This is a genomic window from Methylomonas sp. Uni0009 (assembly GCF_054188105.3).
Genome location: NZ_JBTAFN010000003.1, coordinates 36,111 through 51,500, shown reverse-complemented (window position 1 = coordinate 51,500; position 15,390 = coordinate 36,111). Strand labels below are relative to the sequence as shown.

The following is a 15,390-nucleotide window of genomic DNA, read 5'->3' as shown; positions in this document are numbered from 1 at the left end:
GTAGCAGAGCAAACCCGGTCCAACAAGCCAGCCGGTTTTTCCGGATAGCGGTATGCTTATGGGTGTCAGTCCAACAGGTGATAGCCATGAGCAACGCCAACCGTTTAGCCGAACTGCGCCGGCGCATCAATCAAGCATTTACCCAAGCAGAGCCGCAAGCCATCTCAGGCCTGATCGCCAGGTTGGGAGATTACGATAGCCAGGCCATCGGCGCCTGTTCGCAAGCTTTGATAGAAACGGTACGTGCCAAGTATAAACAGCCGGGCATTTTCGAAGCCTTCTTGCACGAATACAGCCTGAGCAGCGATGAAGGCATCGTCTTGATGAGCATCGCCGAAGCGCTGCTGCGGATTCCGGATAGCGACACGCAAAACCTGTTCTTGCGCGACAAACTCGCCGATGCCGATTGGTATAGCCACTGGCTGCACAGTGATTCGCTGCCGGTTAACCTGGCAAGCGGTGCGTTATGGATGAGCGGAAAAATGGAAGAACTGGTTCGGCAGCGGGTTTTCGATGGATTATTAAGCCGGCTGGGCGAGCCGCTGATCCGCGCGGCGATCAAGCAAGCCATGCAGCAAATGGCCGAACATTTCGTCATCGCCGAAAACATAAACGCGGCTATCAAACAATCCGACCGCAATCCGGCCTATCACTATTCTTTCGATATGCTCGGCGAAGCGGCCTTAACCCAAGACGATGCGGAACGCTATTGCGCGGCCTATCGGCATGCCATTGAAACGCTGGCCGAATCAGCAACAGCCGATTTATTTACCAACCCCGGCATTTCCATCAAGCTGTCGGCGTTATATCCGCGTTATGAGCCATTACAGCAGCGTTATGCGGTGCCGGCCATCAGCGACAAACTGTTAGCTTTGGTTAAGCTGGCCCGCGCGGCGAATATTTCCGTGACTGTCGACGCGGAAGAAGCCGAACGGCTGGATATGTCTTTGGATATTTTCGCGGCGGTATTTGACGATCCGGCGCTGGCCGCTTGGCCGGGCTTCGGTCTGGCAGTGCAAGCTTATCAAAAACGCGCGTTGGCGGTGATCGATTGGCTGGCGGCATTGGCCGAATCCCAGAAGCGCATCATTCCCATTCGCTTGGTAAAAGGCGCGTACTGGGATAGCGAGATCAAACGCGCCCAGGAAAACGGCTGGGACGACTACCCGGTGTTCACCCGAAAGCCTGCCACCGACTTGTCTTATCTGACTTGCGCTCGGCTGATACTGTCCAAGCCTCAAGCTTTTTATCCGCAATTTGCCACGCATAATGCCCACAGCGTCGCGGCGATTTGCGAGTTTGGCAAAGAGCATCCGGGGTTTGAGTTCCAGCGACTGCATGGCATGGGGAGCGCTTTGTATGATGAATTGCTCAATCAACGCCCGATCAATTGCCGCGTCTATGCGCCGGTCGGCAGCTACCGGGATTTGTTGCCTTATTTGGTCAGACGCTTGCTGGAGAACGGTGCGAATACCTCGTTTATCAATCAAATCGAAAATCCGGCGATTAGCTCTGCCATGCTGTCCGGCGATCCTTTGAACCAGTTAAACGAAGTCGAGACTAACCCTCTTACTGTTCCCACTGACTTATTCGGCGCGCAACGCAAGAACTCGCAGGGGCTGAATTTAAGCGATCCCGAGAAATTACAGCAGTTGCAAAATGAATTGGCTGCTATGTCGGACCAGACTTGGCAAGCCGCACCATTGATTGCTGGTCAACAAATGCATGGCGAACCGCATCCGGTTTATAGTCCGCACGACCAGCTCAGCCTGGTTGGCGAAGTGGTGTTCAGTTCCGCAAATGATATAGAACAAGCCTTGCAACAAGCCACACGCGCGTTCGATGACTGGCGTTTATGCCCGGTCGCAACCCGCACCGGGTATCTGCTAAAAGCGGCAGATTTATTGGAGCAGCAGCGCCTGAAATTGGTGGCGCTGTGCATTCGCGAAGGTGGCCGAACCGTGCGCGACGCGCTGGCGGAAGTGCGGGAAGCTGTCGATCTATGCCGGTATTACGCGGCCTGCGCGGTCGAACAATTTGCTCAGCCACTGCGCTTACCGGGTCCAACCGGTGAAGACAATCAATTATTTAGTGTCGGGCGCGGCGTGTTTGTCTGCATCAGTCCGTGGAATTTTCCGATTGCGATTTTCATCGGCCAAATCGCCGCCGCGTTGGTGGCCGGCAATACGGTAATCGCGAAACCGGCGCTACAAACATCATTAACGGCCACGGCCTGTTTGCGCCTGTTACATAGCGCCGGCGTCCCGGAACAGGTACTGCAGTTTTTGCCGGGCGAGGGCGCCGAGATTGGCCGTCATTTGCTGAGCGACGAGCGCGTCGCCGGCGTGGCGTTTACCGGCTCCGTCGCCACCGCCCTGAATATCAACCGGCAACTGGCGAGTCGTAACGGCGCCATCGCCACGCTTATTGCCGAAACCGGCGGGCAAAACGCGATGATCGCCGACAGCTCCGCGCACCAGGAACAGCTGGTGACGGACGCCTTGCAATCAGCATTTAACAGCGCGGGCCAACGCTGCTCGGCATTGCGGGTATTGTTTCTACCGGACGACATCGCCGACAGCGTCATTGCGCGCTTGATCGGCGCGATGCGTGTGCTGCGGGTCGGTTCGCCGCTGGATATTGCCACCGACGTCGGCCCTATTATCGATCAACGCGCGTTAGCCGCCCTGCAACAGCACATCGAGAAGCTTGAACACGACGCCAAGCTGTTATATCAACTGCCCTTGACCGACGATCTAACAAACGGCTGTTTTTTTCCACCGACGTTAGCGGAAATACCTGCCCTATCCTTCCTTGACCACGAAGTGTTCGGCCCCATCCTGCATATAGTCCGTTACCCAGCCAACGAGCTGGCAAAAGTGGTCGAGGCCATCAATGCCAGCGGCTACGGCTTGACACTGGGCATTCACAGCCGCATCAACGCCAATATGCGTTACATCCAAGAGCACGCGCGGGTCGGCAACATTTACATCAACCGCAACATGATAGGCGCGGTGGTGGGTGTGCAGCCGTTCGGCGGCATGGGCCTGTCCGGCACCGGCCCGAAAGCCGGCGGCCCCCATTACTTGCAACGCTTTGCCAACGAACAAACCCTGACCACCAACCTCACCGCTATCGGCGGCAATCCTTGGTTGTTGCGAAAATAAACATGGATTTCATGGTCTCGGTTCGCGAAATTTGAAATCCGCGCCCTGCTCGATAGTGCAATTTTACAAAAAACGTTGTTAGTTTCTGCCTTTGAAGCCGAAAACCTCTAGTGTTAGTCTAGTTGCACAACCGGGTATGCCCCACTACTCTCCATCGCAATCAGAGATTGGCGCTTATGTCTAAAGAAAACAAATCCACAGCGATCTCGCCTAACTTATTAAGCGTGCTATTGATCATTTTGGGCGGCAGCCTGTTCGTAGGCCAAAGCCCCTTCAACGATTCCAGACCCAATAAAGCGTCCTTATCGCAATTGCAACAAGCCGGCTTTAAGTCCGACATAGACGCGCGTTTGTGGCAAGACCCATTCGAAGCCATCGCCAACCAAAATGTGAATAGTCAGGGGTATCAGCAATATAAAGACCAGAAGGAATTGATAAAAACCCTTCAGTCCCACTTGGAAGACATTCCCGACGGGCGGCAAATCGTCATCGCCACACTAATGCCCAATGGTCATTATCAAGAAGACGTGGAAACCCGGCGCCGTATCCGCTACGCGGTATTATCAGGGTTAATCGGCAATTCCAAACAAGAGTACGGCCCAAGCGACGAGGAGCATATCGGTTACGTCAATTACCTGCTGAACAAATCGAGTACCTTGATCGCATTCGAACATTTGGTTTGGAAAGCCCAACCGATGGCCCGGAGTCCGGAAGCGGAGAAACATCCGCCTATTTTGCTGCTATACCTTGACAGCAAAGCCTTCGGCTATGAGCCGCTAAAAGATCTTTTCAAAAATTTGCGCAAACTTTACGAGAAAAACAACAAGCTAGAGCTCAACGTACTGGGACCGGCAACTTCGGACGATCTGCAAGCCATGGCGAGCGAGGCACTGAAAGTCGGCAAGCCCAAGGACGCGCCGTTGTTTCGAATGTATTCGCCCCGAGCAACGGTCGATGAAGGTAAATTAATGTACGGCAACCAAGCGGCAACGGCCCATCAACCGAGCAACTTGGCCGAGCACTTCAAAAATCACCTGTCGTTCCTCCGCACCACGGCGACCGACAGCCAGCTGGCGGGCGCGCTGAGCCAGGAACTGGAACTCCGCGGCGTACGGATCGGCGACCAAGCCGAGCTGGCTAAGCCCACTAAACACGTGGTATTGATCTCCGAAACCGAATCACTGTACGCCTACCATATTGGCACCACATTTGCCGATGCGTTAGTCGAAACCGCCATGAACGGAAAACACTCGTTTGGCGCATGCCGCGACCCCATGATTTCAACAGCGGGTTGCGCGAATTACTTGCAAAAATACGTACACCAATACACCTATTTCCGAGGCTTGGACGGCAAAACCCTGCGCGGCCAAAGTAGTACCAGCACCGGCAACAAATCCGGCAACAATGATACCAACAGTGCCGCCGAGGCTTCCAAAGCCATGGAGCATGCCGACGGCGACAGTCAGTTTGATTACATGCGCCGGTTAACCGACAGGGTTGAAGAACTGGAACAGGAACTGGAAGACCACGACCAAGCCATAGGTGCCATCGGTATCCTCGGCAGCGATGTCTACGACAAACTACTGGTGCTGCAAGCGCTGCATGCCAAATTTCCGGATGTTTGGTATTTCACAAACGTGATGGATGCCCGACTTCTACACCCGGAGCAAAACGAGTGGGCTCGTAACCTGATTGTTGTCTCGAGTTTCGGTTTGCAATTACCGCCGGCATTACAAACTCGTATCCCGCCGTTCCGCGACAGCTATCAAACTGCATATTTTTTAGCCGCGCAAATGGCCTTGTGGGATTCCAACCATGAGCCCTCCGAAGCGACTGGCGCAGCAACCGGGTGCGATACGACCACGCGCCAACAATTGCTGGACAGCGAGGTATTCAATCAACCCGCCTTGCATGAAATCGGCCGTAGCAAAGCTTTCCCTCTCAACACGGACACCGGCAAAACCGACCGGCAAAAATGTGATGCCTTAGGGCCTATGGAGACCCTGATACAATCCGGAGGCGATCTCAGCGACACCGCGCCGACACCGGATTCGGCAACCGCGCAATCGTTTTCAAGATTTCCGCGCCTGGCATTGAAAATGTTAATCGGCGCATTCGTATTGATCGGGCTCGGGCTGTATTTTCGGCGCAAAATCAAAATCGCGACCGCCGCCAAACTCCCGGTGAAAGCCGCCGTGCTGCGCCGGCAAAGAGTCTGGTTGCTAATCGCTTTCGCCATTGGCTGCGGACTAGCGGCTTTCGTGCTCAATAACCCACAACCCGAACCATTGGCCTTAATCGAAGGCGTAAGCATGTGGTCGACGGAGGCAATCCGCTTCGCCGCACTGGTTGTCACAGTGTATTGGGTTATCGAAACCGCCAAGTTTCCGCTATTGCTTTGGGAACAGCTGAACTTCAGCGGTAAGTTCGGCGTATCCGCCGACAATCGCTGTTACGCGCACGATAGATATTTGGACAGGCGACTGAAACGAAATATGCATATTAGGCGAACCAGCATTTTGACATTTTTAGCGTGGATCTTATCGTTTGTGGTGATTTTGTCCTTGGGCGTGCCTTTTACGCCGTATCGCGGCCCTTTAGTCTATTACCTCGATTTAATCCTGCTGAAGGCGATCTTGGTGCCGGCATTCCTGTTTTTGATGATCAGCGTCACCGAGGCAGCGCAAGCGATCATCCAGTTTATCCGCACCATTCCGCGCGCGGCGCCCTGGCCGGCGTCCATGACGAAGGAATACAGCGACACATTGAATATCGATGCAGCGTACCTTCAGGACTGGGTGACGATACGTTTGGTCGGCGATATGACGCAACAGACAAGCCGCCTGATCTCGTATCCGCTATTCGCCGCCGCTCTGATGGTTTTGGCGCGCATGAGTTATTTCGATAACTGGCATACGCCGGCCGGTCTGCTGATCGTGATCGGCGTTTGCATCGCATACTTGTTCTATTGCGACTTCCGCCTGAAAGCGTTAGCGGATGAAACCGAGCAAAACGCCATGAAAAACCTGCGCCGATTATCGATAGCCAATCATGGCAACGTGAAAGATTCATCCCTCGCCGGCAAACTGACCAGCCTCTCCGAGTTGGCGGAACGCTACGCCGAAGATACCTATAAACCGTTTGTGCAGCGCCCGATTTTTCAGGGCATGCTGCTAATTATCATGGCCGCCGCCATCGGTTATACAGACTACTTATCCATCATGATGAAAGTACTCGGTTAGCCTCGCAAAGCCGTCCACCGTCCGCAGGAGCCGCGTATCGCCAATGCCAAACGATTGAATTTCGTTAGAAAAAATGCGATGGTGGCTGCTTATCTGCCCGGACAAGGGAATAGGCACCAGGCCGACACACCCCGAGGCGGATCCCGCTTTCTCGGAGAATCGAATATGCTAGCCACCAAACGCTATGAATATCTTCCCATCGACCAAATCGAATTTCACCACACCCTCACCAACCACAGAGAACTGGATCGGGCGAAAGTCGCGCATTTGGAAAAAGACATCGTGGTCAATGGCTTGTTCGAACCGTTAGTGGTGTGGGAGCGCAACAACCGCGAATATTATCTGGTCGGCGGCTTTCACCGCATGGAAGCCATTCAAGGTATCCGCCGCGCCAATCCCGGCTATTTCGACAGAGTGGACGTCAGAATCGTCACCGGCGATCCGGACGAGATCAAGGCACTGAATCTGAAGCTGAATTCCGACCGGGTCGATACCCGCATCACCGATTATTTTCAAACGGTGATTTACTTGAACAATGCCAACTGGTCCAGGGAGCGCATCGCCGAATTCTTCGACAAAAGCATCAGCTGGATTGACGACATCATTCGCTACGCGCCACTGACGACGGAAGCCATGCGCGAAAAACTGGCGGGTGGAGAGCTATCCTGGGCCAGGGCCCGCGACATCTTGCGTAAAGCCTTAAACGCACCGCCCGGCAACGAAAAAGCGATTATCGAAAGCGAACTGTCTCGGCCAGCGCAACCGGCCGCCAAGCCTTTGCCGTTCCGCACGGCCATCAAACACCTATCGAGCGCCGTTAAAGCTGATCCCAAACGCACGTTTAAAGTCAGCACTCAGGATGTTTACGCGCTGGTACTGGCTTTGCGTGGTAAAAACGTCGATCAAGAGGCCATCGAGCGGGTGCGTAAAGCATTTCCCGTGTTGTGGGATGATGAATAGTTCGATAACAGGAAACGAGCCATTCCTGAATTGTCATAAAATTGGGCATCCACTTCAGCTAAGATAAGTTTGACCGGAACAATGCCCCGTTTTGCGCATCACACGCCGGGATATTTTGGGAAATTCAATACTGAAATAATGTGTTAGCGATGAACAATCTTGTTTTTAAAATAGTGAACGCTCGCAGAACCTATCGACAACGCATGCCACACGCCGGCAAACTGGCCGGCTTGTTAGTGCTGCTCTCACTGAGCGGCTGCATGCCGATGAGCTATCCACCCGGTGCCAAAACCAATACCGCGCAGTTAGGCGACAATGCTTTCCTAACCGAAGACGGCGCAAGTCTGCCACTACGGCGGTGGCTGCCCGAGGCAGAACCCAATGCAGTGATCATTGCGCTGCACGGTTTTAACGATTACAGCCACTTTTTCGATGCGCCGGGCAATTATTTCAGCAAACTCGGCATCGCCTGTTTCGCCTATGATCAACGCGGTTTCGGCGCGGCACCGCAGCGCGGCTTGTGGGCCGGCAGTGACGCTTACGCGCAGGACTTAAAACAATTAACCCGACTGCTGAAACAGCGTTACCCAGATAAACCGCTTTACCTGTTGGGCGAAAGCATGGGCGGTGCGATTGTGATCACCGCCATGCAGCAGGAAAACATGCCGGACGTCGCCGGCATCATCCTGGCCGCGCCGGCGCTATGGGCCAGATCAACCATGCCTTGGTATCAAACCAGTTTGCTGTGGACGCTGGCGCACAGCATGCCCTGGCTGACCTTGACCGGCAGTGGACTGGAAATTTTACCGTCGGATAATATCGATATGTTGCGGGCGATGGGCCGCGATCCGATGGTCATCAAAGCCACCCGTGTGGAAACGGTATACGGCTTAACCAACCTGATGGATGCGGCGTTCGATAGTGCAAACTCGCTAAGGGCTCATACCTTGATGCTGTACGGCGAGAAAGACGAAGTCATCCCAAAAGAACCGACCTACGCTTTTTTGCAACAAATGCTGACTACCGATACCGCGGAAAAAACGGTGGCTATTTACCAAAATGGTTACCACATGCTGCTCCGCGATTTACAAGCCCCCACCGCCTGGCAGGACATCGTCGCCTGGATCAAATCTGGCCCGAACCAACTGCCTTCCGGAGCTGATAGCCGAGCCCGGCAATTGTTGAGTAAGGGCTAAAGCCTCATTCCCGACAGACGTGCGCGGAGTGTCGGCCAAGCGGCCGTAAGCGCTTTGGGGCGATGGCATCGAAACTGTTAAACTGCGACGCAGTTTATTAACCTATTCCCCAACCAAAGTCCATGCTCCGCATCATCTCCGCCAATCTAAACGGCATTCGCTCGGCAACCAGAAAAGGTTTTTACGACTGGTTAGACACCCAAAATCCAGACTTCGTCTGCCTACAAGAACTTAAAGCCCAGGCCGGCGATATGACAGCCGAGATGCTGGCTCCGAAAGGTCTCCACGGTTATTTTCATTATGCTGAAAAGAAGGGCTACAGCGGCGTAGGCATCTACAGCAAACAGCCGGCAGATGCAGTAATAGCAGGCTTAGGGCATGCCGACATCGATAGCGAGGGCCGCTATCTGGAAGTGCAAGTCGGTAATCTATCGGTCATTTCCCTGTATCTGCCGTCCGGCTCCAGCAGCGAGGAACGACAAACCGTCAAATACAGCGTGATGGAACGCTTCTATCCGCATCTTGCCGACCTCAAAGCCAGCGACCGGGAAGTGGTCATTTGCGGCGACTGGAATATCGCCCATAAAGAAGCGGATTTGAAAAATTGGCGCGGCAACCAGAAAAACTCCGGGTTTTTGCCGGCGGAACGGTCCTGGATGACCCAAATATATGATGAGTTGGGCTGGGTAGATGTTTATCGCAGACTACATCCCGACGCTACCGACGCCTGCTACACGTGGTGGAGCAATCGTGGCCAGGCTTGGGCCAAAAATGTCGGTTGGCGTATCGATTACCAAGTCGCCACGCCGGGTATCGCCAATCGTGCACAGTCAACCAGCATTTTTAAAGAGCAACGCTTCAGCGACCATGCGCCATTGATCGTTGATTACGCAGACTAGCCGCCAATCGACAAACGCACCGAATTAGCGAAGCAGCTGTTCGACTGACGCACCAGCCTGGTTACCGATACCGAAAGGCGCACCAATTCAGTTCAAAGTGTGCCATTGCCAGAGATCACCTACCGGTTTATTCACTAGCCCTTCAACCCATGACACCTTCATCTCCGCGGGAACAGCGACCAGGATACACGATGCAAACAGCTTGAATGGATCACTCTCACCCCGGAACGTCGCTTGACTCAATTCAATCTCATATGCACCAACACTGTGCAATCATATGCCGCATAGCCGCGTATCCGAGCTGCTGATAAGGTCCCCAAACATTTTAGCCGCCTTAATCGATATTGATCGTATTCCTAAGCATAAGGCTTAAAGCCGGGATAGCGATAAAAATCCCACTCCGCACCCACCTTTGCACTAACATGAATCACCAAACTGGGCGAACGCACTAATATTGTGCATTAGAGCCGTTTTTTATCAGACAAATGAAGCAATAAGGCAACTTTACGCTTGGCGTGCAAATTGCTTGTTCACTACAACTCTTAACACTTAAATTAACCCGTGCACAAAAAGATACTGGATCATTTAAACGAAGCAATCCTGCTGTTCGACAAGGACTTGCGCCTGACCTATATCAATCCCGCCGGCGAAATGCTGCTTGCCGACAGCGCCAAGCATTTGCTCGGCCAAACGGCGCACAAACTGTTCAAAACCGCGCACAACACGCTATTTAACGATTTATTACCCCGCTTGTATTTGCTCGAGCCGCTGGTCGATAGAGAATTAATCCTAGAACGGCTCAGCCAATCGATTACGGTTAACCTCAGCGCCACGCCCTTGCTCGAGGATGGGAAATTAAGCGAAATCCTGATCGAACTGCAACAGGTAGACCGGCATTTGCGGATCACCAAAGAAGAACAGTTGCTGGCCCAGCAAAACACCAGCCGCATGCTGGTGCGCGGCCTGGCGCATGAAATCAAGAACCCGCTAGGTGGTTTGCGCGGCGCAGCACAATTGTTGGACCTGGAATTGCAAGATCCTGAATTAAAGGAATATACGCAAATCATTATCGCCGAATCGGACCGCTTGCAGGATCTGATGGACAAAATGCTCGGCCCCAACAAACCCGCGCATAAAAGCCAGCTCAATATTCACGAGGTATTGGAACGGGTCCGGCATCTGGTTACGGTGGAGGCCGCCCACGGCATTATGCTGCAGACCAATTACGATCCGAGCATCCCGGAGATTTTCGCCGACAAAAACCAGCTGATCCAGGCCATACTCAATATCGTCCGCAACGCCGTACAAGCCGTGCAAAACCATGGCGTGATTACGATAAAAACCCGGGTGCAGCGGCATATGACTATAGGCCGCAAACGCTACAAGCTGACCGTCAAAATCGACATTATCGATAACGGCCCGGGTATCAAACCCGAGCTGATGGGACAGATTTTTTATCCGATGATCACCGGCCGCGCCGAGGGTACCGGACTTGGCCTGTCGATTGCTCAATCTTTGATCAACCAGCATAACGGCTTGATCGAATGCGAAAGCGAGCCGGGCAATACCGTATTTTCCATCTACCTACCTTTGGAGACGAATCATGCAAATACCTGACAAGGTCTGGATTGTCGATGATGACAAATCCATCCGCTGGGTACTTGAAAAAGCCTTGCAAAAAGCCGGCGTGCATACCCAAAGCTTCGCCAGCGCCAACGAGTTGCTGAAATCGTTACCCGGCGGCCTACCACAAGTGCTGATCACCGATATTCGCATGCCGGGCATGGACGGCTTCGAGTTACTGCGCAATATTCAAAACAGTTATCCGGATTTACCGGTGATCGTGATGACCGCGCATTCCGATCTGGAAAGCGCGGTGTCGGCATTTCACGGCGGCGCTTTCGAATACCTGCCCAAACCCTTTGACGTCACCGAAGTGGTCGAAACCGTACAACGCGCCTGCGCGCACAGCAAACAGCGGCAAAGCGACCTTGTGCAAGCCCCGCCTACCGTCGAGGAAACCCCGGAGATCATCGGTGAAGCGCCGGCCATGCAGGAAGTGTTTCGGGCAATAGGCCGTCTGGCCCGCTCGCACATCACCGTGTTGATTAATGGCGAATCGGGTACCGGCAAAGAACTGGTCGCCAAAGCCCTGCATCGCCATAGTCCACGCGCCGACCAGCCGTTTATTGCCTTGAATATGGCGGCCATCCCCAAAGACTTGATGGAATCGGAACTGTTCGGCCACGAAAAAGGCGCGTTTACCGGCGCCCAAGCCCGGCGCATCGGTCGGTTTGAGCAAGCCAATAACGGCACGCTGTTTCTGGACGAAATCGGCGACATGCCCGCCGAATTGCAAACCCGCTTGCTGCGGGTGCTGGCAGATAACGAGTTTTATCCGGTGGGCGCGCATACCTCAGTGCGAGTCAACGTGCGGATCATTGCCGCCACCCACCAGGATCTGGAAGCGTTGGTGGCGCAAGGCCGGTTTCGCGAAGATTTGTTTCACCGCCTGAACGTGATTCGAATTCATATCCCACCGTTGCGCGAACGCCGGCAGGATATAGGCTTGTTGATGCGGCATTATCTCTATCAAAGCGCGAAGGAACTGAATACCGAAATCAAACTGTTAAAACCGGAAACCGAGGCATTTTTAAGCGGCTTGAGGTGGCCAGGCAACGTGCGGCAATTGGAGAATATCTGCCGCTGGCTGACGGTGATGGCCTCGGGCCGGGAAATTCATCTGGAAGATTTACCGCCGGAACTGACCCACAATACCGGCGATTCCGCATCCGGCGAAACGACACCGGGAGATTGGGAGAGCCAGTTTAAAAACTGGGTCAAGCAGCAATTAACGACCGGCAAAGTGGACATCGCCAAACAGGCTATCCCTACCTTGGAAACCCTGTTGATCGAGGCCGCGTTGAATCATACGCATGGCCGCAAACACGAAGCGGCACTGTTGCTGGGCTATGGCCGTAATACCTTGACCCGAAAAATCAAGGAGCTGGATATTAGAGAATAAGCGCGGCCGGAAAGCCGCCATTTCCGGCGCAGCTTGGTATTTGCGACAGCCGTTTGCCGGGGCATTTTGACCGGCAAAAACCGGCAGGTTTTTTATCCGTTTAAATGCCATCGGTGTATACTCCCGCCGTCTGATTAACCTCAATAACAAGCAGAGAAGGTTCATATCTAATGGCGGATAAAACGGTAAGTAAACACCTGAGCAATCTTGAACGGCAGTTCGCGGCGAACGATCCGGTTTTGCAAAAAACCGCCAAGATATTCCAGGACCTGGATGAAATCGAGTTTGAACTGGGGTTGATCGATAACGACGAGACCACCGCACGCAAGACAAGTTGGTGGCCCATCGTCAGCACGCTGGGCGGTTATTCGCCCGCCAAATCAGACTTTGTTAATCGTTACCTGGGCGTGCAACTACACACCGCCCGCCATAAATTCACCGTACTGCAATATACGCCACAAACCAATACCGCGACGCTGCCCGGTACCGCACTGGACGCCGACCACCGTTTACCTTTCTATCAAATCAGCCGTCAAATCGATTTGGTCGCCAACGGCGAAGGCAGCAAACTCAACGGTTATCTGGAACTGGTCACGGTCAATAGCGGCAAATTAAAAAACAAGCTGTTGATTGACACCCCGGTATTCAATCCCGCTGCGGAAAATCCAGTCTCCGGCCTGTTGCGAAAATACGTGATAGGCATCTCCGATTTGGTATTGGTATTTAATGACTTGTTCGAGGCCGATGCCGATTTGATCAAGGACACCCTGGCAGAGATCGTTGCTCACCAGGATGCCAATAAATTCATTTTCGTGATCGACCATTCGGAAATAACTATCGATGCGCTGAAAAGCCAGGAAATCGCCGCGTCCTGGCAACGCCGCCTGGCCGAACTGGGTATCCACACCGGCCAATTCATCGTGTTATCGCAATCGGGCGATACCTCGCTGTTCGATCAGCGCTTCAACAACATTTATAATGACCGCTCGTACCGCATACTCGGCACGCTGGAAAACAGCATCCGCGCAATCGATGACACCATTTTCCAAGAAGTGGAAGAAGCGTTAACCACCTGGAAGGACAGATGCAACGCCTCCACGCTCATTGTGCTGGGCTTTATCGTAATGCTGATGTTATTTGCGGAAATTGCGGTGGGGATACTCGAACTACTGATCGACCCGATTATCGGCCCGGCCATCCTCGCGACACTGATTGCCTTATTGACGCCGCTACATATAATCGTCAGCCGCGTGCATGCCAAATTCCTGATCAAGCACTTGCACAAGCGGCAGAAACAATTGAATCTCAGTGAAGACTTGGCGGGTTTGTTTGAAAAAAGCCTGAGTTTCTGGCGAATTTTAATGCCCATCACCGACCCCGTCGGTAAAAACAAGAAAAACCGCAAAAAACTGAACGGTCTCATAGAACAAACCAAAGATCTGGTACAAGCATTGAACGACCAGTTCAGCCACGGTCAGCAACCGGAATATCGCAGCCAATACGACGCGTATTCTTATGCCGACTCAGAGGAAAACTGATTAAGTAGCGTGAGCGTGAGTCGTGATGGAAATTTTCAGACATTATTTCCCGCTGTGCTGGTTCAATGTCTCGGTATTGGATCTGCCCAGATCGACGCGCTTTTTTAAAAACAATGCGCTTTTTTATTTTATCGCGGTGTTTTTTATTCAATTCAACATGTCGGATGACATTGATTCGATCTTCGAAGTGCTGCTGGAGACCTTGCTAACCCTGGGCTTTATCGCGCTGGTTTTACTGCTGAATAGAACTTTTAACACCTTCATACAAGTCGCGTCGGCTATTTTGTTTTGTGAAAATGTCGTCGCGATCTTTCTGATTCCTATCGTATTTTGGGTGACCGTAGCCGAAGATACACCCAGCTATGCAACCTTGGCGTTGTTTTTCATGTGGGACATGGCGATTATTGCGCGGATATTTAAAGACGTATTGCAGGTTAATACTCCGGCCAGTTTGGTGGTGTCTTTATTCTATTTTCTAACCACTTACGGCGGGGCCTACGGCATCTACAGCTTAGTGGGCGGCTGAGGACTCCGGTTTAACGCCGTAATAATTCGACAGCACATCATAGGCGCCTTGCACGCCCGCAACCGCTGCCGCTTTCAAAGGTAAACAAGCCCCGCTCCATTGCTTGATCTTGCCATCGAAATAAAACGCCCATTCGCCCTGCCAGCAATCGCCTTTTTTGGCGATGCGACCCGCCATCACGGAGGTCACTTCGTAGCGAGCGGATACTGCCAACAAATTGCGGGAATCAGCTCCCAGCACTTCGCTTAGTGAAATTTTTTGCTGTTCCTCCAAATCCAGCATCGGAAATATCATCGGTACGCCTTTAATTTTCGACGCAAACGCCAATGCACTTTCCAACTCCGGCATGCTGTCAGCGTTGTAAAACCGTCTACCCTCTTCGTCATCGACAACCAGCCACACCAAAGTTTCGGGCCGGATTTCACTCCAGATACCTACCTGGCTTTTGCGCATGACTTCCATCAATTGATCTTCATCAAACTGCACTCTAAGCAAGCGCGCGTCGGTATCAGGCAGTTCATCGGCGGAAATCAAGGAAAATTGCGATTGCTTGACATAGTTCTGCGCACTGGACAACGCCTGCTGCACTACCGGAATTTTGGAAATATCCTCAGACACCAAGACCCGACTCAAAACGGCATACATGGCCTGCTTGATTGCTTGCGTCCTATCCTCTGCGGATTGACTGTTGGCGATCAGTTCAATCTCATACAAACCTTTTACTTCGACAGCCTCCGCTATTGGGCAATTGCACAACAATCCCCACATACATAGGCTGAAAAACCCCGATTTACCCTTCATAAAAACCTTGACCACAAGCCTACCCTGACAGTGCAT

10 protein-coding genes are annotated in these 15,390 nt (G+C 52.8%); 9 read left to right on the top strand and 1 reads right to left on the bottom strand.

Annotated elements, in window-relative coordinates:
* The first annotated feature begins 86 nt into the window (after nt 1–86).
* The 9 genes from putA (at nt 87) to ACWAU0_RS22910 (ending at nt 14,553) form a co-directional block, all read left to right on the top strand.
* The gene (gene putA / locus ACWAU0_RS22950) at nt 87–3,167 is read left to right on the top strand and encodes a bifunctional proline dehydrogenase/L-glutamate gamma-semialdehyde dehydrogenase PutA (RefSeq protein ID WP_458139367.1); all 3,081 of its coding nucleotides are present in this window, start codon (nt 87–89) and stop codon (nt 3,165–3,167) included.
* Nucleotides 3,168–3,343: 176 nt separating this feature from the next.
* The gene (locus ACWAU0_RS22945; protein WP_458139366.1) at nt 3,344–6,409 is read left to right on the top strand and encodes a hypothetical protein; all 3,066 of its coding nucleotides are present in this window, start codon (nt 3,344–3,346) and stop codon (nt 6,407–6,409) included.
* A gap of 165 nt (nt 6,410–6,574) precedes the next feature.
* Nucleotides 6,575–7,369, top strand: coding sequence for a ParB/RepB/Spo0J family partition protein (locus tag ACWAU0_RS22940; RefSeq protein ID WP_458139365.1), 795 nt, complete (start codon nt 6,575–6,577; stop codon nt 7,367–7,369).
* A 203-nt stretch (nt 7,370–7,572) separates the two neighbouring features.
* Nucleotides 7,573–8,565: an alpha/beta hydrolase gene (locus ACWAU0_RS22935; protein WP_458139381.1), complete on the top strand. Its 993-nt coding sequence runs from the start codon at nt 7,573–7,575 to the stop codon at nt 8,563–8,565.
* Between the two features lie 122 nt (nt 8,566–8,687).
* The gene (locus ACWAU0_RS22930) at nt 8,688–9,464 is read left to right on the top strand and encodes an exodeoxyribonuclease III (RefSeq protein WP_458139364.1); all 777 of its coding nucleotides are present in this window, start codon (nt 8,688–8,690) and stop codon (nt 9,462–9,464) included.
* 561 nt (nt 9,465–10,025) lie between these two features.
* Complete coding sequence (glnL, locus tag ACWAU0_RS22925) at nt 10,026–11,081, top strand: nitrogen regulation protein NR(II) (RefSeq protein ID WP_033157300.1); 1,056 nt, start codon at nt 10,026–10,028, stop codon at nt 11,079–11,081.
* Complete coding sequence (gene ntrC, locus ACWAU0_RS22920) at nt 11,068–12,489, top strand: nitrogen regulation protein NR(I) (protein WP_458139363.1); 1,422 nt, start codon at nt 11,068–11,070, stop codon at nt 12,487–12,489. The genes glnL and ntrC overlap by 14 nt, the downstream gene beginning before the upstream one ends.
* 170 nt (nt 12,490–12,659) lie before the next feature.
* Nucleotides 12,660–14,027 carry a P-loop NTPase family protein gene (locus tag ACWAU0_RS22915; RefSeq protein ID WP_458139362.1) on the top strand — a complete coding sequence of 456 codons (1,368 nt, stop codon included), beginning with the start codon at nt 12,660–12,662 and terminating at the stop codon, nt 14,025–14,027.
* Between the two features lie 25 nt (nt 14,028–14,052).
* Entirely contained in the window at nt 14,053–14,553 is a 501-nt protein-coding gene (locus tag ACWAU0_RS22910; protein ID WP_458139361.1) for a hypothetical protein, read from the top strand.
* Here ACWAU0_RS22910 and ACWAU0_RS22905 read toward each other — a convergent pair.
* The gene (locus ACWAU0_RS22905) at nt 14,539–15,354 is read right to left on the bottom strand and encodes a DUF2066 domain-containing protein (RefSeq protein ID WP_225893054.1); all 816 of its coding nucleotides are present in this window, start codon (nt 15,352–15,354) and stop codon (nt 14,539–14,541) included. The two genes, ACWAU0_RS22910 and ACWAU0_RS22905, sit on opposite strands and share 15 nt — an antisense overlap.
* Between the last annotated feature and the right edge of the window lie 36 nt (nt 15,355–15,390).